The organism is Modicisalibacter luteus DSM 23508, assembly GCF_000378505.1.
In the GTDB taxonomy this organism is placed as follows: domain Bacteria; phylum Pseudomonadota; class Gammaproteobacteria; order Pseudomonadales; family Halomonadaceae; genus Modicisalibacter; species Modicisalibacter luteus.
On record NZ_KB900008.1, the window covers coordinates 1 to 23,890 of the forward strand.

Genomic DNA, 23,890 nt, shown 5'->3' on the forward strand with positions numbered 1-23,890 from the left:
AAGGAGGCAGATATGACCCGAGGCGTCGGAGGGCATTCACCTGCAAACGTGACTCATCATCTAAAAGGCACCAACTTTCCTGCATCGCGGGCGGACCTTGAAAAACAGGCCAAGGATAACGGCGCAGAAGAAGACGTTCTCGAAGTGATTCGAAACATGCCAGACGAGCAATACGAGGATATGGCAGGCGTTATGAAAGGGATAGGAGAAGCTGAGTAATTATTATCAGTGCTACTGGAGAAGCAACAGGGGCAGATAAAAATATCTGCCCCTGTTGCCAGCTCGCTGCTACGTTAACAGCTCTTATTGATAGCCGAACGATTAGGAATTACGGCCACCGCTGTTGCTGTTTTGCCCACCTTTCTTACCAGCTTCCGAGGCTTTTTCCGGATCGTTAGCGAAATTTCCCCCGCTATGCTTGCCGCCCTTCTGGCCTGCTTCAGAGGCCTTCTCGGGATCATTAGCGAAGTTCCCCCCGCTATGCTGACCGCCCTTCTGCCCAGCTTCAGAAGCTCTCTCAGGGTCATTTGCGAAGTTACCGCCACTATTCTGGCCGCCCTTGCTACCGATCTCTTCAAAGTGCTCGCGGTCATGGCTCTCAGCGTTCGCCTTGCCACCTTTCTGACCCGCCTCGTTCACGGACATCCCTTCATCTTTGCGTTTATCAGCCATGATAAACCTCCTGTTATTAAATCATGGTAACTCCGTTTATGCTGGATGCTTTAAGTAGACTATACGTAAGCAACCAACACTAGCGCTACGCGCCAGATAATTTCAAGATAGCTTGAATTAAGGATTATGCAAACACAGCATCTGCTGCGCTTTGTTTCGCTTAGCTCACACCGAGAATGTAAACAAACTGCAGCACAAAACATTTCAAATATTTCACTATATGTTTAACTAATAAAGAATGGTACTAGCAACACCATTGCCCGTGACAGGATGCATTCGAGTGCGCCATCGTCTCGCCACTGTCGAAAGCGCTGTAGGTCCCCTTCTAAGCGTTTAAGGACCGAAGCGATTGGGCAAAGCCCGCCATTTAGTGCCCGAGCAGAGGATCCGGAAGAAGCCGTTGAGCAGCTACCGATGTTTCTAATGGCCGCATCTATACCTACCATTTTGCGACCAAACTGCGACCGATGAGCATCACGCGGCATATCAACGGTGCCAGGTGGTATTCTGCACGCATGAAACCATCGCCCGAATTCATCGACACCGACGCCGGCCTAGTACTCATATGCCGAGCATGTAGTAAGAGAGACGTGTGGCAGCGAGACAGCACGCAGAGCACCGAGCATTTCTCGGTAGCCGTGTTCGATAATGCGCTGCTGGTGATTAGGTGCAGAGGGTGTAAGCAGGTAGGGATGTTCGATTTAAAGGAGGGGGAGTAGATGCGCTTTGTCCTCCCCTGCTCCGAAAGGTCGCTTACGCTAGCTGCCTGCTTACTGGTCTAGTTAACCAACCCCAATAGCTTTGAATGCCATCCACGACCCTTGCGCAAATAGATAGTACGCGCCAAAAACAAAGCCTATGGCAGCGATATGCCCCGCGCGGCCAACTCCTTGGCTAAAGCGGCCGAACTCATTCGCATAGCCTGCCTGGGCAAAGTAGGTGGCCCCAGCGGCCATTGCTGCAGAGAGCACGCCGAAGACATAGCTCAGAAGCGCAGCGGATAAAGCGATAAGTGTTGGCTGAGTGTCGGTATTTCCCCATATTTTGCCTATGAATGCGAGTAGTGCTACGGCAGCACCACCGTTTATAAGCAGCGCGCCTTTTAATGCCGATTGGCCGACGGTAATGATCGCCCTCAGCATTTCTAAGTCCATCTCATGCCTTTGCTGGCTCGAGGATACCCAGGAAGAGAGATTGGCCTTGTACTCTTCCAGAGCCGCTTCTCCAAGGGCTATGCCCTCTGGAGAACTGGCTACTGTCTCTTGTAACATATCGGCATAGGCTTCCAGATCTGCTATAGCTACGTGCTCAACACCCTTCCCTTTGGTGATAGCGATAGCGCTTTTCAATACTTGAGTGACTTCAGTGGATTTCATTGAGAAAGCTTGTAATTAGAGAACGACAGGGCCCATTCTCCACAAAAGGCCTTGTTTGCGCTATGCAAGCTATGGTCGCTGGCTTATTGCTAGCAATGTCCCTGTGCGCTGTAGCCCAAAATGAATACGGCAGCGCCACGGTGAGCGATGTTCTCGCTGTGTACGATAGCGACGCCTTTACGGCTAACGTCGATGAGTGGCCGCCCGTCATAGGCGAGCGTATCAAGTAATGGCATCCAGGCGCCGGAGCGTCGTTCACGCTGCGATACGGAAGCCGAGAAAGGCGGGAGAAGGAAATGGCATCGCAGGCCCGCATCTTCGCCGTAGAGCAGCTACGCAAGATAGAACGTGGCTCATTCTTCCGGCTGATTGCTGAGGTCTATGTGCTCGAGCTGAGCCTGGGCGATGAGATGATCAATGCCGGCCGGGCTATCTCGTATGAAGAAGGGCTGGGCGGGGAAGCCTGGTGCGGCAGTTAGAAGGGGCCCCGCCATCCTGGCAGGGGGCAGTGAAACGATGCGAGACATCGTCGATACTTTCTGTAGGCGATGTCTTACGCTGGCGCAATCATGCGGCATATAGCCTCGATATGCATCAGTACACCTTCTTCGTGTATATTAATTTTAATTAGGAAATGTTAATTTCATCCCGCTGTATTAGCAAGCTAATCATAAATAGCAAGGGATGTCTCATGAACGCAAAGTATCTAGTTGCTGCTGCCGCCGTATTTGTCTCATCTTCCGCACTGGCCGACGTTCAAGCGGGCAGTTCTTATGCTGGCGGTCAGTACGCATGGGCCACCTACGATGAAAGTGGCACGTCAATCGACGTAGAACCCGCTGCTATCGTTGCTCGCTTCGGCCACTTCGTAGTGGACAACTTCGCCCTTGAAGGTCGCGTCGGCACCGGGATCGCCGATGATACCGTTAGTGTGTCAGGTATCGACGTGGAAGGTGAGATTGACCACCTGATCGGCGCATATGGCGTTGGCTACCTGCCGCTGGGAGACTCACCGGTATCACTGTACGGCCTCGTCGGCTTCACCCAGGGGGAGGCTACTCTTTCTGCCCCGGGATATGGGGTTGAGGCAAGCGAAAGTGACTCCGGTTTTTCTTACGGCGTAGGTATTGAAGGGCATTTCACTCGCCAGATTTCAGCTAACCTTGAGTATGTGTCTTACTTGGACAAGTCAGACTACGAAGTAACCGCTGTTAGCTTGGGCATGAACTACCACTTCTAAGCCAAGGTGGAAGTAAGGGGCCGGCAATTGCCGGCCTTGCTATGCCTCGATAGTTGATGTCCGCTGGAGAGGCCTACCAGACAGTAGATTCATCAGGTAGTAGCAAGCTACATTAAGGCCAATCGGGTTGACTGGGAGTATAGCGCAACGAGCATAATATATAACGCTCGTTCTGAAGCATTCTCATGTTTAAATTAGCCTAGCAGCTTCAAGCAGCACGAACACATCCGTGTCTACCCGCTACGAAGTCACTCAATGGCGCAAGCGTCTTGAGCGCAAGGGCTGGAAGAATGCTAAGCGCTTCCCCGCGACCCATAGCGACTGGATCGAGTATCACGCAGTCTGGCAGGGCCAGATCTGGTCGGGGCGCTGCCGCCTGAGCGACTGCGATATGCTCGACTGGTGGCAGCTAGGGACGCATGTCTACCTGATCAAGTGGCTATTCGAGGTTGAGGAAGCGGTGTGGCGGAGGACGCAGAATCAGGTGGCGGGGCAGGTGGTGCGGCGTCTCCAACGGCCCTCCCGAAAGCTTGGCGCGGCGGAGGGTGATACTTACGAACAGGGCGGCCCTAACTGCCGCGCAGAATAGCTGGCCGCTAGCTCAATGGATTAACCAGCGGACATGATCGTAATTTCTAGCGCGTCCTCGGGCAAGTCTTCGACCGGGACTTGCGACACGCTGCCGTCATGCGCTACCAAAAACGCCACATAATACAGATCGTGATGCGCCGCGTAGTTATCGCCATGACTGCCATAGTTGCGCGCTTCAATGCTGTTAATTGTTGTGCCGTAGAATCCTACCCTTATATAAATGCCGCGATTCTCTGAGTGGTATTGAAATGTGAAATCGGCATCCGCCACTTGGATAAGTATGATTTCTTCCTTGTGACCAAGAGCATCTGAAGTTTCAGGCCAAACACGGGGCCGTGACGGATTAAGTGAGGTTCGCCGGGCGTCGTTGACTAAATCGAAAACGACACCATTCACCGTCAGCGTGTTCTCTATTGTCCAGCTTTCGATGGTGGAAATAGCATATGTCCGCTCGCCCTCTTCAACCAAACGCCAACTGACCGACGCGTTACTTTCATAATGCAATACTACGCTGATTTCTTTGGCTTCACCGTTTAGCGTGTACGGTGCACGGAAAGACACATCGTAGAACGAGCGCCCACCGTACCGGCTACCTGTCAAGGTGTCGCCATCCGTGCCATAGGTCAGCGAATACGTATCGGTGCGGCTAGTCCCTTCGCTTTCATTGGGGTAATCCACTTCTTGGGAAAGGGTGTAAGGCCAGGGGCCATGTACGGTTGAGCGGTAATAATGCATTCCGTCATGTACCCCAAAGTATTTATACTGATAAGGATTGGGGTAATGATCCGAATCCTCGTAATCGTGCCTAATGCCATCAAAAGGTGAACAGTAGTCGCTGGCGGTAGCCACGCTATCAATCGCGTTATTTATATCTGGATTAGGCCAACCAATCGAGCCACCACCAGACAACAGCAAGCACGGACGCGGGTTGCTTTCGAAACCAATGATGCGTGGCGCTGTCGCGTCTTGGTCGAACGTCACTAATACCCGGTCGCCCACTTCAAATACCGCCACATGGCAATACATATACTGGCACGGCACGGAACTATAGTGGCGCTGAGCATTCACGTTTAATGCTTGGGCGCTACTTGTCGCTGCGTCCAGCTCAATGCTGCAAGTGTTCAGTTCGTAGTTAATCGCGGTGATCGTGGCCAGGCGATAGGTGGGGCGCCACTTTTGCCAGCCAGGCAACATGGCCAGGTTATAAAACACGCTGGCCGAGGTGCCGGCCAGGGCGGGCTGCAAGGCACCATCGCGGGCACCGTTCCACGCTGCCCCGCCGTCAAAGCCGGGCCGAATCATGACGGCCTTTGCCTCACCGGGCACCTCGGCGGTGGCCACCTCGCCGGCCAGGTCGTCGGTGAAGTCGGCGCACCAGGCATCGACCTCGCGTTGCGCCGGCAGCACATCGATGCGCGCTATCAGGGCTTGCGCCGCCAGGCGTTGCGCCTTGAGCTGGCCAATGGCCAAGCGTATGGCGTCGCGCTGGCTGGTAGCGGCCAGCAATGCCTCGCTGGTTGCCGCCAGGCCCACCGTAGACGTGCCATCCTCGGCAATCTCTTGCTGATAACGCGCAATAGCCCGGTCCTGGTCATTGGCGGCCTGGTCAACGCCGAGCTGCGCGGCTTGGGCCTGGTCTTCCATGCTGGCCAGGTCTACCTCGATCTGCGCTAGGCGGTCCTGCGCCCTGGCCCGCGCCGTCATGGCGCGGGTGCGATCTTCCAGCAGCTCGACGGTGTAGCGCCCCTCCCCCAGCGACGCCACGATGCGGCCCTTACCCATCTTCCAGCACCTCCATGAATTCGGTCTGGCCATTGATGAAATACTGGATGGTGGCCACAGGGAACACTGTGCCGTCGCTGTCGATGGCGGTATGCCCAGGCCGCAAGAACAGGTCGACGCCGGCCCGTACCCGCCTCACGCCGTCCTGCAAGCTGCGGTAGCGCACCGCCCTCAAGGTGCGCTCCAGGGTGGTGACCACCGTAAACGCGCCATACCCCGAGATGGTTAGGCTGTCACTGGTGGGGCCATGGTCACCGCGTGCATTGTCGAAGGGCGCGGCGGCGATTATTTCCAGGGGGGATAGTGAGCCGTCCTTGTAGCGGTAGCCCTTGCGTAGCTGCATGACCTGGCCGCGCAAGCCTTCCAGGGTGGCCGCCCAGGCGTTGCCGCTGGGGATGACGGCTTGCAGGTACGACTGCCCGGTGGTGCGCATGGTGGCCTGCACGCTACTGATCGGAATGCGCGTCTCGCCCACGTCCAGCACATAGATGGTTTGGCGCTCGATGGGGGCGTATCGCTCCCAATCGCTGCCCAGGTCGGGGCCGCTATCGGCCCCGCCGTTGAGTACCGCCGTGTTGAGCGGCTGACTATTGAGCATGTCACAGCTCCATCACATACCCGTGGAAGACCAGCTTCACCTCGGCGCCCAGCCCTACTGTCTCGGCGGGCGTGGCGTAAAGGCCAGCTACCCCCTTGCCTGGCTCCAGGGCGATGCGTGAGCGCGCACCCCGGCGAAAGCTACCCGGCCCTACCGTATGGGCTGCAGCCAGCGTGTCGGGGGCGGCGGAGCTTGTGCCGATATTCAGGGTTGGCCAGGGCAGATCAGGGGAATCCACGAGCATGACTTTTTCAGGGTCGTACTGGCCGCCTGCCGCCACCATTGTCCCATTGGGTGCAATGCTGCCGGAGGTAAAGTTGCCCGATATGCGACTGCCGGACAGCTCCACCCAACTGGTCGCGTCGAGCATGAGCGCACCATTGTAGGATTGCACTGCGAACAGAGTGGCCCCGTCTGCCGTGAACTCCAGATCGACAACGTTAGCGCCCACGGTGGATTCCTCGTACACCTTGGCCCAGGTAACCACCTCATAGGCACGCAAGTAAGGGTTGCTGGTCACGCCTACCGCCAGGAATTGACCATCAGGACTGTAGGCCAGCGAAGGGACGCGCGCCTCCTGTGACGGCACCCCCGTAACCTTCGTCCAATCGGCAACGTTGTATAGCGTGAGGCGTGGCGAACTGGAATGCCCCACCGCCAACTGCTTACCGTCCGGGCTAAAGGTGATCGCGGTCACATAATCGCCGCTGGCGAGCGTGGGCGTGCCGGCCACTAGCGTCCACCCGCTTGTTTCGTACAGGGTGATGGCAGGGTCATAGATACCCACCGCCAACATCGTGCCATCAGGGCTGAATGCCAGGGCGTTGGCCTGCGAGCCAGCCATCAGCGTGATGTCCACCACCTGCGTCCAGTCGGCGGTATTGAACACGTACAGGTGGCTAGCGGTGGTGGTGACGGCCAGTAGGCTGCCATCGGCACTAAAGGCTATGGCTTCGACAAATCCATCCGTCGCCAGGTCGGCAACCTGGCTCCAATCCGCCGTCGATTGCACCATGACATACTTGGTTGTCGTGCCGGCATCATGGGTCATCGCCAACAGGCTGCCGTCAGGACTGAACTGCACCGCGATTGAGTTGCTAGTGTTCACGGCGCTGCGTCCGCTGGGCGAGGCAGTGAAGACGGCATTCACCACCCCCACTACATCGACGGCCTCGGGGAAAAACAGCGTGCCGGCGGGAAAGTCCAGGGACGTAGTGGCCCCACTCATGCCCAGGTTGAGCGCGTCGCTGGCCACGACTTGCTGAGACGCCGCGCGGCGAGTGGCGTTTGCCGCGCCGTTGGAGGCGGGGTCTGTCACGGTGTCGGGCAGGTAGTCAATGGCATTGACCCGCTTGCCGCCTGGCACGGTCACGGTCACGTCACGGCCAATGGCCACCGCATAAGGGGCGTCGGCCATGGCGCCCTCGCCCACGGCCAGCGCATATGGTGCGTAGCTGTCTACCGTGGCGTTGCCTAGCGCAATCGCGCCTTGGCTGTTGTACCTTACCGCCGCGCTCTCACCGATGGCCGTACTGTTCGTGGTATTCCTGGTGGCATTGCCACCGATGCGCAGCCCCGTGCCGGTCAGGTCGCCAATCACGGCCTTGGCCTGACCGCCCAGCCCTAACCGCCACTCCAGGTCTACCGTATACACACGGTTTAATTGGCGGGTCGATACCCACAGTCGTCCGTACTTCTCCAGGTACAGCGAAAACGACCATTGCGGCGATGACTCCAGATTGGTGGCCTTGATCGTCGGGTTATAGGTTTGCGACACCACCTCTCGGGTCACCATATCCACGACCACGACATAACTCCGCGTTCCCAACCATAGCCAGTTTCGGGCAGTGTCGTGGGCAATGGAGTGATAGGCGGTATCCAGGTTCTGCGCGGTCAGCGCATCATCAAAGAACACCTCGCCGGTTTCCAGGTCGATGACGCGATACAGCGGCACGCCGCTCCAAATGCCGCCCATGGTCGGAACCCAAACATAGCGCTGCGCCTGCACGGCGATACCGCCGCCATCCTGCTCATCGACGGCGTCCGCCAGGGCATTGGCCACCGTGGCGTCCAGTGTCCAGGTGCCGGCCAGGGTGTCATAGTCAAACACGGCCACCGGGTAGGTGTACCCTGGCCAAAAGCACGACACTATCGCCTTGTTGCGCGACGGCACCAGGACCACCTCGCGCGACGTGATAGCGCTGAAATCAACGCCGGTAAGGGTGGGCGCTGACACGCTGGCGTCAGCCAGGGTATACACCACCACCGGGCACACGGTCGAATCGGCCGCCCGCGTGACGGTGCCGCCTTCGGTGACGATGACCAGTTGCGCCCCGTCTCCTGTAAACGTCAGGCTTTGCGGCGCGAAGTTGCTGGTTGCGAACTCACCGCTGGCGGTGATGGCGGCAGAGTCGATGGTTTGCGCCACTGTCCAGGTGGCCGTGTCGTAGATCAAAGCCTGATAGCTGGTGTCGTAACTGATGGCCAGGCGCGTACCATCGGGCGAAAACACGGCGGTAACCGGCGCGTTGCCGGCGCCGTCATCCAGCACCGCCACTCGGCTTGAGTTAGTAGTGTCGAATACCAAGGCACCCACCTGCGAGGAACCGCCGCCGCCCAGGATGACCACGTATTGCTCGTCAGGTGACTTTACCAGGCGGTTCACCAGGTTGGTGCCCGCGCTGGTAGCAAGCTCAATCCAGCTCACCGGCTCGGGCCAGACGTGGCCAATGCTCAAATCATCGGCCAGGCTGCCGCCATGCACCTCGCGGTCGCCGCCTGACAGTAGCACCTGGTCTTTGCCCAGCACACCCCATTGCACCATGCCCGCCTGGATAGTGCCCGCCGTGGGGCGCGCCTCTACCGTATCACCGGATGCCCAGGCCGCCACGGTGGTGCCCTCGCGTCCACGCTCCACGGCCAGCGTGTTGCCACTGGCCCCGGTCACATAGACGATCTCGAGCGCGCCCTCGGTGTTGGTCAGGGTCAGCGCAAAGCGCTTGTCAGCGGTGGCCTCCGAGAAACTGGCGCCGCCTTGCTGAAGGGTCAGGGTGGTGTCGCCAGTCGCCACGGCGCTGGCAAGCTGGGTCGAGAAATTGTTGATGAAATCGAAATTCATATCGGCCCCGTAGCCGCTACAGCGCGGCGGTTAGCAAGATGGTCAGGGTTTGCTGTTTCTCGTTGTACTCGCTGGGCACGCCGGCAAAGGTGCCCTCGCGCAGCGAGACGGTCAGGTTGCCGTGTAGACGCAGCAGCCGGCGGGCACGGTCCACCAGGGCCAGCGGCAGGCCGTCGAGCGAGAGCGTTATGGTGCGGTCAGCGGGGCTATAGCCCCGGTTGGAAATCGCGGCCCCGCCGTCTAGCGTGGCGGTGCGCGTGATGCGGCGGCTGATCGAATCGGTTTCGGTGCCGTCGCGCCAAGGCACCAGTAAGGCGCCCTCGGGGTCAAACGTCAGGGCGGCCAGGCCAATCTGGTAGTGCATGGGGAATCCTCGTTACAGTCCCAGCAGGAACTCGGCGCCTTCGGCGTTGGCGCGTAGCTGCACCTTTTCGATGATCTGCCACATGACCGTCTCCAGGGCCGGCTCCAGGCCGTCCGAGCTGATACGGATTAACCCGTCACCCGAGCGCAGCGCGTTGGTCTTGGCCCGTAGCTGGTCGATCTGTGCCTGTGTCAGCTCGTTTTGCAGGCGCACGGCTTCGGCGCGGCGTTCGTTTTCCTCTTTCAACACGCGCTCCAGGGCCCATTCCTGCGACATGGATAGGTTGTCGCTATCCAGCGCCGCATAGAGGCCGGTCAGGGTATCGCCCGTGCTGGTGATGGTGGTGTTCAGCGAATCGAAAACGGCCTCGACCTGGCGCACCTGCGCATCGATCTCGGCCACCTGGATCTCAGCGCCCAGCTCCAGGGTCTTTAGCCGCTCGTTGCTGGCCAGTTCTTCCCACTTGAGCGCGAATTCCTCGGCCTTGTCGGCGGCACCGCCCAGCGCGGTGTCGGTCTTCTTCACAGCCTCGGTGGCCGTATCCATCGACTTGGCCGCCGTCTCGCTGCCGCCCTTCAAGGTGCTGGCGTACTTCTCGATGGCATCGAACTGCTCTTGGGTGATTAGCCCGTTGGCCAGTTGGTCGCGGTACTCGGCCAGCACATCGTTGACGTTGGCGAAGGCGTCGCGCTGCTCATAGACACCATCGGCAACCTTCTTCCACGAGCCGGCGGATTTGTCCGTCACTGCCGCCTGGTCGAGCAAGGCCTGGCTGTTGTCGATGACCGCCTGGCTGTATTCCTCGGTTTGCTTGAACGCCCCCGCAACGGCCTGGTTCCACGCCTCCACGCCCTCGGCATTGGCCTGCCACTGGCCGGTGCCGTCCTGCAAGGCGCCGCTGGTGGATTCCAGGTTGGCGTAGATTTCGCGCAGCCGGTTGGGCACCACGTCGAGCTGTGCCTGGTTTTCCTCCATGACGCGATTGATATGGTCGGTGGCCGTTACCACGGCGTCCGAGGCATCGACGTATCGACCCGAGGCGTAGTCCCACGTCACCGCCCCGGATTCGATCAGCTCGTTAAGCTCGCCCCAAGTAGACACTTGGCGATTCAGCCCGGCGGTCGCTTCCGCCAGGCCGTCCTGCGCCTTGGCCATGCGCTCGGCGCGGGTATCGAAGCCCAGCATTGACGCGGCCAGGTCCGCCACGGCAGGCCCGGCGGTGGCGGCGGCAATGGCTAGCCCCGCCGGGCCAGCCAGCAGGGGCAACAGACGGCCCAGCGCTGTAACCACGCCAGGGATGACGCCGCCCGACCCGGCCAGGCCGGAAATGGCAGCGGTGATGCCGCTGATGGCCGGTGCCACGATCACGGCGGCGGAGGACAGCGCGCCCACGGTGCCGATCAGGCGTTGCGTGTCGGCATCCATGTCCAGGAACGCCTCGACCAGCGGACGCACCACGGCCATGACGCCGGCAACCACTTCGCCAACCCCGGCGGTGAAGTTGGATAGGGTATTGAAGGTTTCGCCCAGGCCTTCGATGACCGCCTGCAAGTCGCTGGCGTCGATACTCAGCTCGTCCAGGTTGCCCAACAGGGCGTCCAGGCCTTCGGTAAAGCCGCTGTAGTCGGCATTGGCCAGGGCGTCGGGTAGCGCGGCGGCCACTTCGCGGGCCAGGCGCTCGATCTCGGCCAGCTTGGGGTTGATCGAATCGAACAGGGCGTCAAACGCCCCGCCGTCCGCCTCAGCCTCCATGACCTCGAATACCTCGGCCATGCCGGACACGATGCCCGCGAACTGGTCGCGGAACTGAGTGCCCAGCGTGCGCGCCAGGTTTTCGTAGGTCGCGCTCATGCGCTTGCCGGCGCCCTCGGCGCTGTTCAGCTTGATGGCCACTTCCTCGGCCACAGTGGTGGAATTGGCCAGCGCCTTGTTTACGTCCGCCGTGTTATTGGCCAGCGATTCCATGACCGTGACCATGCGCGCCGATTGATCGATGCCGAATAGCTGGGAACTGAAGGCCAGCTTCTGCGACTCGTCCAGGCTGCCGAATTCGGCGGCTACGTCCGCCAGTATGTCCTTGCCCTCGCGCAGCGCCCCGTTGGAGTCGCGCTGTGACACGCCGATGGAGGCCAGGGCTTCCTGCACCGGCTTGGAATCGTCCAGCAGTTTCAACAGGCCGGTCTTGAGCGCGGTTGCCGCCTCATCGCCCGAGCGGAACACCTCGATTATCGGCGTCAGCACTTCGGACGTTTCGATGAAATCCAGGCCCATGGCCTTAGCAATCGGGGAAATGCCCGCCATGCCCTTGGCCAGCTCGCCCACGCTGGTGGCGTAGGTGTTACTGGTGGCATTCAGCACTTCCATGATGTTGCCGGCTTCGCTGGCCGGTGCCCGGAAGCCTTTCAGAATGGCCACCAGGTACTCGCTGGCTTGGGCGGCCTCCACGTCGCCGGCAATGACCAGGTCCAGGCCATTCTTGACGAGCTGGCTTGACTCCTGCGCGGTAAAGCCGGCCTGGCGGTAGTTGGCCATGGCTTGCAGGATATTGGTTGCCGACTCGCCGTAGGTGTTGGACAGCTCGGTAACGCGCCGGGTGAATTGCTCCACCGGGCCATCGGCGTCGTCCAGGGTCTTGGCCAGGTCTTTCTGCGCGGACTCGAAAGCCACCGACGCCTGGTAGGCCTTGGTGGCATAAGCTACGCCCAGCGCGATGGCGGCGCCTTCGGCGACCAGCAGGCCTTTCGTGACCGTGGCCAGCGGCGTGGCCATGCGCTCCACCGAGCCGGTCAGGCTGTCGATGCGCCGAGTGGCGGAGTCGATGCCCGCGCCCATGCGGTCCACGCCTTCAAAGATGATCGAAACGGTATTTTCCAGCGAGGCCATGCCAGGCTCCTACGATGATTGCTCTTGCCGCGCCTTCTGTTCCTCGAAAAACAGCCCCCATAGCTCGGTTTCAAGCGGGGTCAGCATGGCAACGGGGAAAAGATCGGGGCGCACCCGGTACAGGAATTCGCCCTTCAAGTGGCAGAGCTGGAGGGCGGTGCGGATGTCGCCTTGCTTGAAGAGCGCTTCGGCTTTCCCGGCTCGCCACCCATGCCGGTGAGTTGGGTAATCTTGGTGGTGAGCTGGTAGAACTCCACCGGAAAGGCGCCGGCCAGTTTGGTGGCGAGCTGGTGGGTACACTCGGGCGCCACGCTACCGATCACCAGCATTTCGATGCGTTTGGCCAGGTCATCGGGCACGGCGTCGCCCTCGCCCAGCAATTCGCGCACGGCAGCCGTAACGGCCTCGCCCTGGCTGGATAACAGCCCATCGGCAATCGCTGAGCGGGCACGGTTGCGCTCCTTGGCTTCGTTGACCTTGGCCAGCTCCGCGCCGGTCAAGCCACGCACCCGCCACACCGGCTTACCCTGGTCGCCCAGGCCTTTGAAGTACGGCGCCAGGTCGGGCACTTCCACGTCTTCCTCACGCGCCCGGAACACCGTGCCGGTGAACTTCTGAATATCGAATTCCATGGCTAATACCTCAGAATAAGCAACAAAAAGCCCCGCACTTGGCGGGGCTTACGGATAGGTTAGGGTTACCTGATTACGCATCCTTGTCAGCTATCACATCGGCCTTAATCTATATGGTTGCTGCAAATGACTACATCGACGCTGTGTCTGTCAGACCATGAAGGTGGGTGCTTCTGCATCGGTCAAAGCATAGAGAACCGATTTACGAGGCCGAATATTCATTACCTCAATACTTCCCTATCGCAGAAACCTATTTCTAGTTCATTAGCAGCGGTGTATATCAGTTGATTTAACGACTCTTTCAGGCAGCCGGACGGCTCAGCCAAGATAGTCAGATATTGCGCGCATCGCAGTCAGTTGCATCCGCGCTCGCTCGGCCCAGAAATCTAGAACTTCGTTATTAAATGAAGTGGAGCTAAGCTGTTCTAACGAAGGGGACTTAAGTTTTAGCGAAGTAGTTTTCAGTTTCGTGTTTGTCATAAATATGACTCTTGAAGGAATACATGATCACAATATTCCCAATCATGCTTCGAGGCAATAAAAAAAATATTTTTTATTACCCCTTATTACCACACAAAGTTTATTGCTAATCACAACTTCATGGACGAAGAAGTTTTTCACTTCTACAACCACAACTGAACAGAGGATGCTAACACTTACTAAAAACAGCCAGCCATAGGACAGCCCAACAAAAAAACTCATTAGTCATTGGTATTAATGAACAATTTTATTACCTGCCAAGGTTTTTCACATCGCTTTGATTAAAGCCGCCATGTCACAAATAACGACACCTAATATGCAAGGCTCTCATAAGAACTTGTTGCAGATGTCAGCGCAGCATGGTGATGGAATCGCACTGCGCTGAGGCACTCCTCCATATGATGCCAGTACAGCCCGAGGCTCACGTGGTAGGTGAACAAAGAGTGACAGGCAGGGTTATTCGTCGAAGTCCACGGTAGCCTGCTCGGCGCTGACCGTGACGGCGATATTGACGTGATCGCCCGCCGGGTAGGTGCGTGCAACCCCGACGATGCCCTGCGTCAGCGAGTGGGCCAGCTTCGACTTGTCCTGAAACCACTTGAACCAGAGCTTTTCCCCTTTCAGCTTGATAATCGGGTCGGTGATGCCATCGTTGCCGTAGTGGGTGAATGACGCCTGGCTTAGCGAGCTGGACACGCTGCCCAGGGTGCCGCCGTAAATCTGCGTCGAGTTGACCGTATTGGACTCGTCAGCCGGCACGAAGGCGGCCACGCGGGGCAGCTCGGCGAAGATGGGCGTATAACCGCGCACCATGACTTTTTTGGGTGCGCCCCCGGTGTGAATGCCGGGCAGCTCGCTGGCAAAGGTCACGTCACCGCTGGCCGGGTCGGTATGCCATACCGGCTGGTCGTAGCGCTCGCGGTGCGTACCGACCACTTGGAAAATCTCGGTATCGGACACCGGGGCGGCGGCGCTGGTCGCCAGGCGCACCTGGCCGATTTCCACGGAATCCACCGGGATGAACGGGGGGCCGCCGGCTTCGCCGCGCGTCTCGGTGAACGCGGTACCCTCGCTGCCCTGCACCGCCACCAGGGCGCCCGAGGCGTCCACGATGATGGAGTTGATGATGTGAGTGCTGGTCGAGGCACGGGTCACGCTGACGGAACCCGACGCCACGACTACCAGGCCCGTGCTGTCGGCACCTGCCACGGTTGGCATGTAGGCGGTCAGGGAAGCCACGCTAACGGCATCGTTGCCGCTACCGGCGCTGATCGTCCCTCCCGTGGCCAGGCCGAACGGGCGCACGTCCGTTTCGAAACCTGCGCGCCCCGACCAGGGCGCAAAAGTAGCCGAGAACGTGGTGTCATCGCCGGCATCGCTCATGGGCTCCCAGTCGTTGAACGCCTGGCCGGATTCGTATTGCAGCAAGGGGTTGCGAGTGATGGCCATGGGGCATCCTCCTAAGATGATGGTCTGGGATGGAACGGGTATCCGCCCCGGGGTTGATGGGCGGCCCAGCCAAGGGCCTACATGCTATTGGTGAAGGGATCACCGACATCGAAACGGAAGCGCACGGCCAAATTGATGTCGACGCCGATGACCTCGCTGCCGTCTTCGGGGTAGTAGATCGTGCCACCGGCATAGGCGATGTCGTCGCACAGTCCGCTCAGCGTGACGTCCTGGCCGGTGGCATCGATGATCAGTTGACCGAGGATGGCGTTGCCCTGTTCGCTCCAGCGTCCCGGGTCGTTGTCCGCCTGGTGTACGGTTTCCAGGGTCAGTGTCATGGTCACGGCCATCTGTCCGAAATCGGCACGTTCCACGTCACTGTCGTTGGAATCCCATAGCGATCGCGCGGGCAAGGCTTCGATCACGGTATTGGCGCGCTGCGCGCCCAGGCGTTGCGCCAGCGCAGCAATCACCTGCTCACGAATGGTTGGCATCGGGGATCCTTTAGCGTGCCAGCAGGCGCTCAGCTTCGTGTTGCAGACGCTGCATCAGCCGGTTGCCACCAAGAGCGTGCAAGTCATCTTTCACGTCCGTGAATACCTGACTGACGGAGGGACCGTAGGTGATACGCAGCCCCTCGGTGCGCCCCAGGCCGGGGCCATACTGGTTACGAAAAGCAATGGCCGTGGCGCCGCTGTGCTTCAGCGGACCGATAAAGAACGCGCCCGGCATCCGCTTGTAGCCGCCGGTCGGCTTCACCTTCACGCCGATGTCGCCGTTGGCGTACTGGCGATGCGCATAGCGGGTCAGCAGAACTCCCCGGCTCGGCGTGGCCAGGCTGCCGGTCGGCTTGCTCCGGGTGGCCTTGCTGACCTTCAAGCGCTCGCGGACATAGCCAGCTTTCAGCTTCACCTGCTTGCGGATGGCTTGGCCAGCCTCGGTGCGGGTCACCGTCAGGGTATGGTTGATGGCTCGCGCCATCGCCTGCTCATAGCCGTTCCTGATATGCGCCAGATCGGACTGCACCCGGCGCACGCCGCTGCGGTCGATACGGATATGCAGAGACTGCGTGTCGATCTGTGCCATGATCTACCCTCCCGTTACGATCCACGTGACCAGGTGGCCGTCATCGGTGGACTTGCTTACCAGGCGCCACGTCTCGCGCCCCAGGCTCACCGTCTCGCCACGCTTACCCTCGCCCAATTCGCGGCTATAGCCGGTGAGTTCGGTGCGTCGCTCCATGGTGCCGGATTGCATGCCCCCCACGACACGCTCCACATCACGATCAATGATGACGCTGACCGTGAGCGGTTCGACGTCCTGCGGGGTGTAGGTGGCTGAAGCAGAGTCGGCCAAATGAGACATGACCGCCTCATCGAGGCGGCCGGTCAGATCGGCGAAACTCATGCCGTGTTCTCGAGCAGTTTGATGATGGCCTTGGGCCGGGTGCAGAGGTGCGCAGGGTTGGACTGCGCTTCGAGTTCCACGCCCTTGTTGTGGTCGAGCAGCTTGGATGAGCTGTAGAACGGCAGACCGAGGGTGTTCACGGTATCCATGTAATCGCCCGGCGCGAAGCGGGTAATGAACAGATCCAGCACACCGGAAGGCTCGGCATAAGCTTCCTTGTCACCGATCTTGACCTGACCACCACCGCGGTAACGTTCCCAGTAGCATCCACCGAAGTAGAAGCCCTCCCGTGGATCGGCACGCAGCCGCGCCCCAGCTTCCCAGCGCTCGTAGGCTTCTTTCACCGCTTTATGGGTAATGAACTTACGCCAGAGGCTCTTGCCGCATAACACCGTTACCCCGGTGTAAGACAAGCCGCCCAGGGCATCTTCAATGCCTTCGTGGATGTCGAGGCAGATGCTCTGCACGTCGGTGGTGGCGGTGTCCAGCTTCATCTCGACGGTCTTCTGCGTCATGCCGAATGCCTGGAACAGATCGTACAGTACGGTGTTACCGTCGGAATCGAGTACCTTGCCTTGGATAGCGCCCAGCCGATGGTACTCATGAGTCATGTCGATGCGCTGAGCCATCTTGGCCAAACGCTTGTTGACCACGGCCTGCACCGCCTGTTGCTGGTCCTCGGCACCAAAGGCGCGAACCCCCTGTACCTCATCGGCCAGAACGGTCGCTGTCGTCGGCAAGTGTGCAGTCTGGAATGACACACCGGTGCGCTTGCTGCCGCCAACGACAGTGCCAGGCGCACCGCGCGGTTTGCTCTCTACCAGGCCGAGGGTGTCACCGTCCTTTTCGATGACAAGGCTGGTCGTGCTGATCCCCTCAGCCTCGAACAACCCCATGCCGCCGATCTGGTTGGGAACGTACTGGACCTCGTTGATGGCAGCCGTCAGGGACGAAAGGGTGAAAATATCGGAGTCAAAGATGCCCATGATTGGCCTCTCTCTACAGGTTTCGGAACGGGTGTTTTCGCCCTGACGGGCAGCTACTGGAGGGGATTAGCGGACGATCACACCGAGACCGACCAAGTCGTTGGTGGCCGTGTCGATTTGAGCCTGGCTGGCACCGTCCGGCCAGGTCAGGGCCTCTTCATGAACTTCGCAAGCCCGAACATGCACGACGCAGGGCTGCGGCGCCGTGCTGGCATCCACCGGGGCATACAGCACGGCCTTGGCGGTCTGGGTGCCGTCGGTCGCCACCGGGTCGAGCGGGACGTAATCACCGGTCGCGTTCAGGGCCAGCACGGTGCCAGCGGCACAGTTGCCGGCTGCCAGCGTGGCCTGTTCACGGGAGCGGGCTCCATTGGCCTCGGATACGACATGTTCGCCGGCTCGACGGGGTTCTTTGTGGATCGCCATGGATCAGTCTCCTTAGTTGGCTGGGGTCTTGCGGTTGAGCCGGGCATAGATCTTGTTGTGATCGATGCCGACACGGTGCCCGCCTTCGGGCGAATGGGAGCCGTTGATGTGCTGCTTGTTGCCGCTGGCCGCCGCGACGTCGTAGATGTATTCGCTGGCCTGCGCCTCGGCCATGCCATTGTCGATGAGCTTCTCGAGGAGCTGATTCTGACCGGTGGTCTGGCATGCCTTGACGATCGTCACGATGCGCGAGCGCTCGGCATTGACGGCCTGTCCGGGCTCGGCGCTGCGCAGCGACTGAATGACCTGCACTGCAGTCTCAGGTGACGCCTGGATGGCCTCGACGTCGAGATCCAGCGCCTTGGCAACCAATGCTAGCGGGCTACCCTCAGCACTCGTGGGCGACTGCCGCCGCAACGCAATGATCCGGTCACCCAGGTCAGCGGCCTGTGCCTCGGCCTCCTCTGGGGTGATATCGAAGGCCAGCGCCAGCGCGCCTGAGGCCGTCATGGTCTGGTTCGAGCCGCCTAGCGCGGCAAGCTGCGCCTCGAGTTGGCGAATTTTGCCCTGCTGCTGAATCTGGCTCTGAAACAGCTTGGGATCGGCACAGGCCACCGATTTCAGCTTGGCGTCCTTGTCCGTGGCGAATCCCCATCCGATCGCCTCGTCAGCGCCCATAAAGGTGTCGCCCCGATCGAGTAATTCGGCGATTTCCTCGGCCGTCTTGCCGGTAGCCGCGACGTAGGCATCGACCATCGCTGCGTCGATTACATCGATGTTCTGGGCGTAGTCCTTGATTTCCTGGGCGGTAAAGAATCCAATCATTAGGGAGGCTGCACGATGGGTCATGATCGTTGCGCCGACCCCCATGGTGCGGGTATCCCCAGCCATCATGATCACGGTAGCGATGCTCGCCGCCATGCCGGTGATCCGAACGTGAACATTCGCCCGGTGATTGCGCAGATAGTTGTAGATGCGAATCCCCGAGGCGACGTCGCCTCCTGGGCTGTTGATTTCGAGATCAATATCGTCGAGCTCACCCAACGCCTCGATCTCATCGATGAACTCACGGGCTGGCTTGTCACCCATCAGGTCGTTTATCCAGTCCGGTGCCCAGTCGCTACCGATGGGCTTGTCGATGACGACCTGCGCCCGGCGGGTGTCCCCTGCTGCAGCCTTGGCGGTAAACCATTTCATGCGTCTTCATCCTCACTGTCTGGATCGTTGGCCAGCCCCTCAAGGGCCTGATGCAAAGCGCCGTTCTTAGCGGTCGTGCGGGGATCGGAGTCGAGCACCAGACCATGGTGGTCGGCGCTAGCGTTACCCTTGGAGATTTCGGCATCGAGCTGATCGATCGACCAGCTGCGCTCGGCTGCCGCCTCAGTGCGTGGCTTGAAACCGGCACGGACCTCCAGCAGGTCGGCGGTGACTTCCTTGAGTGGATCGACCCATTGCCACTTGGATGCGATCCAGTCGATGGCCAGCAGCCCGGCACGACGCGCCCAGTAATCGGGAATGACCAGGGCCCCGGACGTCACGGCCACATCGAGCCACTTGGCAGCGATACGACGGCACCACTGGTGGACCATCAGTTGGGCCTGCAGGGCCTCGACCCGGCGGCGGAACTCCAGCAGGCCGGCGCGGATACTGGAGTAATTAACGCCCTTGAGGTCGCCGGTCATTTGCTCGTAGGTGATGCCGGACCCGGCGGCCACGGCGAGCAGCTCGCTACGCAGCCACTCGGTGTAGTTGCCGCCGATGTCCGGCGGATTAGAAAACGAGACCTCCTCGTCGTCCTCGAGGTAGTGAATGCCACCCGGCGTAAATTCATTGAGTTGCTCTACACCGTCTTCGCTGGCCATGGTGACCAGCGTGCCGAACTCGGGCGTGTCGTCCTCGATGTCCGGGTTGGTCTTTCGCTTGACGAAGGCACCGAACAGTTGGGCCAGCTTCTGCCGAGCGAGCAGCGCATCCTGCATCTCGTCGATTTCGTACAGGCGCACGATGACTGAGGTGAGCTCCGGAACGCCGCGCAACTGCCCCGGGCGCTGGCGACGAAACATGTGCACCACGCTGTCGGCCGGTACCGGTACCCGCGTGTTGAGCTCGCTGGTCAGCTTTTCGTGCGGGTGGTACCGCCAAAGGTGGTAAGCGGTACGCTGACCGATGGGACCGAACTCGATACCCATCTTGATCAATCGGCCGCCGAAGGCCTGCGAATAGGCTGGATCGAGATGCTCGGACTCGATCACCTGCAGCTGCAGCGGGACGGAGAGGCCATCCGATACGCGGCGATAGCGAAAGCGTCCCAACGCCTCGCCAGCTTCAAACTGGGACCCCGCCGCTAGCGATTGCAGACCGTAGAAGTCATCGACTCCATCAGAGTCGCACTCTCCCACCCAGCGATCCCACAGCGCCTGGGTCGTGGGATCGCCCCACTGTGGCTTGATGCCGGTGCCAACCAGGTTGGAGATGTAGGCCTCTTTCGCCTTGCGTGCGTAGGCGTTGTTGCGAATGGCGTTGTGGCTGCGCGACTGCAGCAGCGGCAACGAGCGAGCGATCGGCGCATTCGGCCCACTCGCCACAGCACCCTTGCCGGCCATGCGGTGACTGGCCGAACCACCCTCGTAGGACTGGGCTCTGACGGGTACGAGCTGACCGCCGCGCATCGTCATGCGCATGCGGGGCTTACTGGTTGTCGTGGTCATCAGAGCCCCTTCGAAGTGGTCACATAGTGTGTGCGTGAGCGACGCCGGCCTCCGGCATGCTTGAGTTCGAGGGCGATCTCGCGTGCCAGGTCGCGCAGCGCATCGATGTCGGACTGGGCGTATTGAACGGTGCGGCCGTTATGGGTGACCGTCGTCACCCGCTGGCCACGCGCCAGCTCGACGATGGCCCGGCGAATGCTCGCCAGGTCGTCTGCGGTGTAGGCCATGGGATTCTCCTAGATACGGGGTTTGGCGACGCGCCGGCGGCGCTTCCTTGGAGCCACCTTGGGTGGTGGCAGGACATCAGAGGCTTCGCTGTCGCCATCCGGATAAAACAGCAGAGCGTTGCGCTCCCACTCCATGGCCCAGGGCGGTGGGTTATCCCAGACGAACTTTTCCGCGCCAAGCAGGATGAACACCGTCAGGTTGTAGACGCAGAGATCGAAGGCCTCGTTGGGGCGCTTGCCGGGTTTGCTCCACTTGCCCGTGGCTGGGTCGCGCACCTCGTAGGTCAGTTCGTCGAACCACCACCGTCCCAGCCAGTTGGGCGTGTGCATGTAGCCCGCACCGGGATCGTCACGATCCATCATCCCGACGACGGTATCCTTGAGCAGGTCAGTACCGAGGATGTACAGCGGCACATCGCCCCGGGCACGGGAGCGGCGCGATTTGCGGCTGGTGTTGTCGGGCCATGTCTTGGAGACCCGGTTGGCTGTCTTGGAGCTGCCTCCCTTGACCAGATAGGCACGCGATTGCAGGCCATCGCGGCGCAGCCGTCTGTACCAGTCATAGGCCTGCGAGGTGACTGACTCGTCGCCATCGGATTCGCCACCGGTATCCACCGCCATGGCAGTAATGGGCATCCTGCGACCGCTGCCGTCGGCGAGCCGATACGACCGGTTCAGGACATCGCGGGTCAGCAGGTCCCAATCCTCGGGACGGGTCGCCGGGTTGATCGGTCGGGGCTCCTGATCGTTGTCCGAGCCGCGATCCTCGCTGATGTTGAAACGGTCGATGACCCACATCTCGCGATTTCGGCCCCAGCCATGAACCTGCACCACGAAGCGCCGGTTTTTGCCACCCTGCACGTCGACGGCCGCCGTCAGAAAGCGCACGCCATGCGGCACGGTACGCCGCTCGACGTCCTCGGACCGCTCCAGCAGATGCAGGCTCGAACGCTGGGAAGTCGTGACCTTGTTCAGGTACGGACGGCCCCAGTCGACGTTAGTGACTGACTGAAGATCTTTCTGATTGCCGGTGACTTCGAACGTCTCTTCGGCCGCCTTGAGCTTGGTCAGCAGGGACTGCCACGTTTGCAGTGCCGCCGCCGGCCCCTCCATCCAGAATGAGGCGATGCGTGTCTCGCGGGGAGTGCCGATCAGTTCGCCATCGATAGTGAGCTCGCAGCCCTCCGGCACCCACCGGCCATGTATGTTGAGGCTGCGCTTCTGGGTATGCTCCAGCTCGGCTGAACAGTGCGGACAGAAGACGTGACCGCGTTGCATGTTGAAGTTCTCCTTGATCGGCATGAACCAGTGCCGGCAGCGTGGCTGCGGACATTGCCAATACCAGCGGCGGCGGTCGCCCTGGTTGTAGATGTCGAGGATGCCGGTGGTCGGTGGTGCCCGATGCGGTTCATCACTGGGCTGTCGCCAGTCCGGGTCGATGATTAGCCGTCCTGGAGAGGATTCGACCAAGGTCATGCCGGTTGAACCGAACGACTGGGTACGCTTACTAGCGAGCACCCAGCCCGACCCTTCACCGCCAACGTTCTCGACCATGCGGTCGTAGTCGGTCAGCAATACGAACTGGTAATCCGAACTGGCGAAAACATTCTTAGAGGGCCATTTGATGGCCAGATAGTTGCCTGCTCGAAACGTCTTGTCGTGAACATTATTGTCGTGGCCGCGGGGGCTCAACCGGCTGGCAATATCGGGCGAGGCGTTGAAGGCTCGCTCAAGGCGCTTCTTGCTGTACTCCCTGGCTTTCTCTTCACTGATCTGAACGATCAGCCCATCACCTGGGTCGTTGATGATCTTGTAGCAAACGAAGCCATCGATCAGGCCGATCGTCTTACCGGTACGTGCGGGTCCGACGAAGACCACGGCGTCATACCGACGTGAGCCCAGGCAGTCCATTGGCTCGATGACATAGGGAGCTTTCTTGGGGTCCCATAGCGACTTGGTTCCGTTGCCGTGAACCACATACATCGACTCGGCTACCGCATCGCTGACCTTGACGCGCCGGGGTGGTCGCAGAAGCGTGGCGATGTCCCGGCGAATAGCGGCTGCATCGGCAGTGCTATTCATGATCGTCCCCCTCAGCATCCGTTACCGCGGCCTGGTACATCTGCTCGCGCAACGTATCGATCGTGGCCTGGACCCGCTCGAGCGCTTCCGGAGACAGACCTGCGTCGCGCTCAAGCATGTCAGGCAGCGAGTCCAGCCCCGCCGCGACCGTTTTGGCCAGCGTGCTGAGCTCACGTGCAAACTCGTCATCGGGGATCAAGCGCCGGATCTCTTTCTCGTATTTGAGGCGCTCGTTCTCTGATTGGTACCAAGCCTTGCGCATGTCAGGAAACTGGTCGAGATCGAGCCCCCCGCCCACCTCGCCTCGCTCTTGGTATAACGCCGGGCCGGCATCGGCTAGGGAGTAGACCGGATTGCCACGCTTTTTCCCGGCCGGAGTCACCCCGGCATCCTGGAGCCGTTTGGTCACTGTACGGCGATCCATGCGAAACGCCTCGGCGATCCGGCTAATGGACCAGATGTAGGCATCCTGTCGGTCAATGACTTCACCCATGATGCCTACCTCATACGCTCAGCCACCCCCGTTTTGACCTGTACATGAAACGGCCCGAAATGATGTTCCCGATGTACAAGTCGCTCAGGTCACGAACCGCTCAACCACTAGGCATCCTTACTACCTGTGGTGGAGCATCTAAGAAGCTCAAAAATTTGCCAACAACCGGGAGTCTGCGCCCCCGTGGGCTAGACATAGTCTTGGAAAGGACCCGTGATTATCTCGCCGACGCGTCAATGAGCGGCACTCATCAGCGCCAACGCATTCGCGAACGGGATTTGATCCTGTACATGGGCGGGCGGGCTGCTGGCGAAGCTCTTCGACGCCTTGCAGCTCGATGTTGGTGGCAAGCTGCATGGCTACCTCCTCGCGGTTT

23 protein-coding genes are annotated in these 23,890 nt (G+C 60.1%); 4 read left to right on the plus strand and 19 right to left on the minus strand.

Going from position 1 to position 23,890, the window contains the following annotated elements:
• A partial coding sequence (locus tag F568_RS0120075; protein ID WP_019020558.1) for a DUF2795 domain-containing protein occupies positions 1-219 on the plus strand: 219 nt, incomplete at its 5' end.
• A gap of 102 nt (positions 220-321) precedes the next feature.
• On the opposite strand, the gene F568_RS0120080 is transcribed toward F568_RS0120075, so the two are convergent.
• A complete protein-coding gene (locus F568_RS0120080; protein ID WP_019020559.1) occupies positions 322-672 on the minus strand; it encodes a con-10 family general stress protein in 351 nt (116 codons plus the stop codon).
• A gap of 782 nt (positions 673-1,454) precedes the next feature.
• Positions 1,455-2,048, minus strand: coding sequence for a hypothetical protein (locus F568_RS24045; RefSeq protein WP_019020561.1), 594 nt, complete (start codon positions 2,046-2,048; stop codon positions 1,455-1,457).
• A 296-nt stretch (positions 2,049-2,344) separates the two neighbouring features.
• Here F568_RS24045 and F568_RS0120100 point away from each other — a divergent pair, with 296 nt between their 5' ends.
• The 3 genes from F568_RS0120100 to F568_RS24050 all read left to right on the plus strand — a co-directional run bounded on the left by F568_RS0120100 (position 2,345) and on the right by F568_RS24050 (position 3,877).
• Positions 2,345-2,527 (plus strand): hypothetical protein, encoded by a 183-nt coding sequence (locus F568_RS0120100; protein ID WP_019020563.1) that lies wholly within the window; start codon positions 2,345-2,347, stop codon positions 2,525-2,527.
• Positions 2,528-2,739: 212 nt separating this feature from the next.
• On the plus strand, positions 2,740-3,288 hold the full coding sequence (locus F568_RS23425; RefSeq protein ID WP_019020564.1) for a porin family protein: 549 nt from the start codon (positions 2,740-2,742) through the stop codon (positions 3,286-3,288).
• Between the two features lie 229 nt (positions 3,289-3,517).
• Positions 3,518-3,877: a hypothetical protein gene (locus F568_RS24050; RefSeq protein WP_019020565.1), complete on the plus strand. Its 360-nt coding sequence runs from the start codon at positions 3,518-3,520 to the stop codon at positions 3,875-3,877.
• 20 nt (positions 3,878-3,897) lie between these two features.
• On the opposite strand, the gene F568_RS0120115 is transcribed toward F568_RS24050, so the two are convergent.
• The 17 genes from F568_RS0120115 to F568_RS0120200 form a co-directional block, all read right to left on the minus strand.
• Positions 3,898-5,583: a hypothetical protein gene (locus F568_RS0120115; protein ID WP_156817517.1), complete on the minus strand. Its 1,686-nt coding sequence runs from the start codon at positions 5,581-5,583 to the stop codon at positions 3,898-3,900.
• 70 nt (positions 5,584-5,653) lie between these two features.
• Positions 5,654-6,259, minus strand: coding sequence for a hypothetical protein (locus tag F568_RS0120120; RefSeq protein ID WP_019020567.1), 606 nt, complete (start codon positions 6,257-6,259; stop codon positions 5,654-5,656).
• 1 nt (position 6,260) lies between these two features.
• On the minus strand, positions 6,261-9,377 hold the full coding sequence (locus tag F568_RS0120125; RefSeq protein ID WP_019020568.1) for a WD40 domain-containing protein: 3,117 nt from the start codon (positions 9,375-9,377) through the stop codon (positions 6,261-6,263).
• A gap of 16 nt (positions 9,378-9,393) precedes the next feature.
• On the minus strand, positions 9,394-9,741 hold the full coding sequence (locus F568_RS0120130; protein WP_019020569.1) for a hypothetical protein: 348 nt from the start codon (positions 9,739-9,741) through the stop codon (positions 9,394-9,396).
• Positions 9,742-9,753: 12 nt separating this feature from the next.
• A complete protein-coding gene (locus F568_RS0120135) occupies positions 9,754-12,624 on the minus strand; it encodes a phage tail tape measure protein (RefSeq protein ID WP_019020570.1) in 2,871 nt (956 codons plus the stop codon).
• A gap of 134 nt (positions 12,625-12,758) precedes the next feature.
• Positions 12,759-13,256: a hypothetical protein gene (locus tag F568_RS0120145; RefSeq protein ID WP_019020572.1), complete on the minus strand. Its 498-nt coding sequence runs from the start codon at positions 13,254-13,256 to the stop codon at positions 12,759-12,761.
• Positions 13,257-14,192: 936 nt separating this feature from the next.
• The gene (locus F568_RS0120150; protein ID WP_019020573.1) at positions 14,193-15,185 is read right to left on the minus strand and encodes a hypothetical protein; all 993 of its coding nucleotides are present in this window, start codon (positions 15,183-15,185) and stop codon (positions 14,193-14,195) included.
• 77 nt (positions 15,186-15,262) lie between these two features.
• Complete coding sequence (locus tag F568_RS0120155; RefSeq protein WP_019020574.1) at positions 15,263-15,679, minus strand: hypothetical protein; 417 nt, start codon at positions 15,677-15,679, stop codon at positions 15,263-15,265.
• Positions 15,680-15,689: 10 nt separating this feature from the next.
• Complete coding sequence (locus F568_RS0120160; protein WP_019020575.1) at positions 15,690-16,271, minus strand: phage tail protein; 582 nt, start codon at positions 16,269-16,271, stop codon at positions 15,690-15,692.
• A gap of 3 nt (positions 16,272-16,274) precedes the next feature.
• A complete protein-coding gene (locus F568_RS0120165) occupies positions 16,275-16,592 on the minus strand; it encodes a head-tail joining protein (protein WP_019020576.1) in 318 nt (105 codons plus the stop codon).
• Entirely contained in the window at positions 16,589-17,578 is a 990-nt protein-coding gene (locus F568_RS0120170; protein ID WP_019020577.1) for a major capsid protein, read from the minus strand. The genes F568_RS0120165 and F568_RS0120170 overlap by 4 nt, the downstream gene beginning before the upstream one ends.
• A 66-nt stretch (positions 17,579-17,644) precedes the next feature.
• Positions 17,645-18,004, minus strand: a complete 360-nt coding sequence (locus F568_RS0120175; RefSeq protein ID WP_019020578.1) for a head decoration protein — start codon at positions 18,002-18,004, stop codon at positions 17,645-17,647.
• A gap of 12 nt (positions 18,005-18,016) precedes the next feature.
• Positions 18,017-19,201 (minus strand): head maturation protease, ClpP-related, encoded by a 1,185-nt coding sequence (locus F568_RS24055; protein ID WP_019020579.1) that lies wholly within the window; start codon positions 19,199-19,201, stop codon positions 18,017-18,019.
• A complete protein-coding gene (locus F568_RS0120185) occupies positions 19,198-20,712 on the minus strand; it encodes a phage portal protein (protein ID WP_019020580.1) in 1,515 nt (504 codons plus the stop codon). Before F568_RS0120185 ends, F568_RS24055 begins: the two co-directional genes overlap by 4 nt.
• The gene (locus F568_RS0120190; RefSeq protein ID WP_019020581.1) at positions 20,712-20,939 is read right to left on the minus strand and encodes a phage head-tail joining protein; all 228 of its coding nucleotides are present in this window, start codon (positions 20,937-20,939) and stop codon (positions 20,712-20,714) included. The genes F568_RS0120185 and F568_RS0120190 overlap by 1 nt, the downstream gene beginning before the upstream one ends.
• 9 nt (positions 20,940-20,948) lie before the next feature.
• The gene (locus F568_RS0120195; RefSeq protein ID WP_019020582.1) at positions 20,949-23,021 is read right to left on the minus strand and encodes a phage terminase large subunit family protein; all 2,073 of its coding nucleotides are present in this window, start codon (positions 23,019-23,021) and stop codon (positions 20,949-20,951) included.
• Positions 23,014-23,514: a DUF1441 family protein gene (locus tag F568_RS0120200; protein WP_019020583.1), complete on the minus strand. Its 501-nt coding sequence runs from the start codon at positions 23,512-23,514 to the stop codon at positions 23,014-23,016. Before F568_RS0120200 ends, F568_RS0120195 begins: the two co-directional genes overlap by 8 nt.
• Between the last annotated feature and the right edge of the window lie 376 nt (positions 23,515-23,890).

What these genes read in the sequence shown, in the direction of transcription:
- F568_RS0120185 (WP_019020580.1), bottom strand. Translation starts at nt 20,712, where the DNA reads ATGACCACGACAACCAGTAAGCCCCGCATGCGCATGACGATGCGCGGC.
- F568_RS0120135 (WP_019020570.1), bottom strand. Translation starts at nt 12,624, where the DNA reads ATGGCCTCGCTGGAAAATACCGTTTCGATCATCTTTGAAGGCGTGGAC.
- F568_RS0120150 (WP_019020573.1), bottom strand. Translation starts at nt 15,185, where the DNA reads ATGGCCATCACTCGCAACCCCTTGCTGCAATACGAATCCGGCCAGGCG.
- F568_RS0120115 (WP_156817517.1), bottom strand. Translation starts at nt 5,583, where the DNA reads ATGACGGCGCGGGCCAGGGCGCAGGACCGCCTAGCGCAGATCGAGGTA.
- F568_RS0120195 (WP_019020582.1), bottom strand. Translation starts at nt 23,021, where the DNA reads ATGAATAGCACTGCCGATGCAGCCGCTATTCGCCGGGACATCGCCACG.
- F568_RS24045 (WP_019020561.1), bottom strand. Translation starts at nt 2,048, where the DNA reads ATGAAATCCACTGAAGTCACTCAAGTATTGAAAAGCGCTATCGCTATC.
- F568_RS0120175 (WP_019020578.1), bottom strand. Translation starts at nt 18,004, where the DNA reads ATGGCGATCCACAAAGAACCCCGTCGAGCCGGCGAACATGTCGTATCC.
- F568_RS0120190 (WP_019020581.1), bottom strand. Translation starts at nt 20,939, where the DNA reads ATGGCCTACACCGCAGACGACCTGGCGAGCATTCGCCGGGCCATCGTC.
- F568_RS0120200 (WP_019020583.1), bottom strand. Translation starts at nt 23,514, where the DNA reads ATGGGTGAAGTCATTGACCGACAGGATGCCTACATCTGGTCCATTAGC.
- F568_RS0120160 (WP_019020575.1), bottom strand. Translation starts at nt 16,271, where the DNA reads ATGGCACAGATCGACACGCAGTCTCTGCATATCCGTATCGACCGCAGC.
- F568_RS0120155 (WP_019020574.1), bottom strand. Translation starts at nt 15,679, where the DNA reads ATGCCAACCATTCGTGAGCAGGTGATTGCTGCGCTGGCGCAACGCCTG.
- F568_RS0120100 (WP_019020563.1), top strand. Translation starts at nt 2,345, where the DNA reads ATGGCATCGCAGGCCCGCATCTTCGCCGTAGAGCAGCTACGCAAGATA.
- F568_RS0120165 (WP_019020576.1), bottom strand. Translation starts at nt 16,592, where the DNA reads ATGAGTTTCGCCGATCTGACCGGCCGCCTCGATGAGGCGGTCATGTCT.
- F568_RS0120170 (WP_019020577.1), bottom strand. Translation starts at nt 17,578, where the DNA reads ATGGGCATCTTTGACTCCGATATTTTCACCCTTTCGTCCCTGACGGCT.
- F568_RS0120145 (WP_019020572.1), bottom strand. Translation starts at nt 13,256, where the DNA reads ATGGAATTCGATATTCAGAAGTTCACCGGCACGGTGTTCCGGGCGCGT.
- F568_RS24055 (WP_019020579.1), bottom strand. Translation starts at nt 19,201, where the DNA reads ATGAAATGGTTTACCGCCAAGGCTGCAGCAGGGGACACCCGCCGGGCG.
- F568_RS0120130 (WP_019020569.1), bottom strand. Translation starts at nt 9,741, where the DNA reads ATGCACTACCAGATTGGCCTGGCCGCCCTGACGTTTGACCCCGAGGGC.
- F568_RS23425 (WP_019020564.1), top strand. Translation starts at nt 2,740, where the DNA reads ATGAACGCAAAGTATCTAGTTGCTGCTGCCGCCGTATTTGTCTCATCT.
- F568_RS0120125 (WP_019020568.1), bottom strand. Translation starts at nt 9,377, where the DNA reads ATGAATTTCGATTTCATCAACAATTTCTCGACCCAGCTTGCCAGCGCC.
- F568_RS0120120 (WP_019020567.1), bottom strand. Translation starts at nt 6,259, where the DNA reads ATGCTCAATAGTCAGCCGCTCAACACGGCGGTACTCAACGGCGGGGCC.
- F568_RS0120080 (WP_019020559.1), bottom strand. Translation starts at nt 672, where the DNA reads ATGGCTGATAAACGCAAAGATGAAGGGATGTCCGTGAACGAGGCGGGT.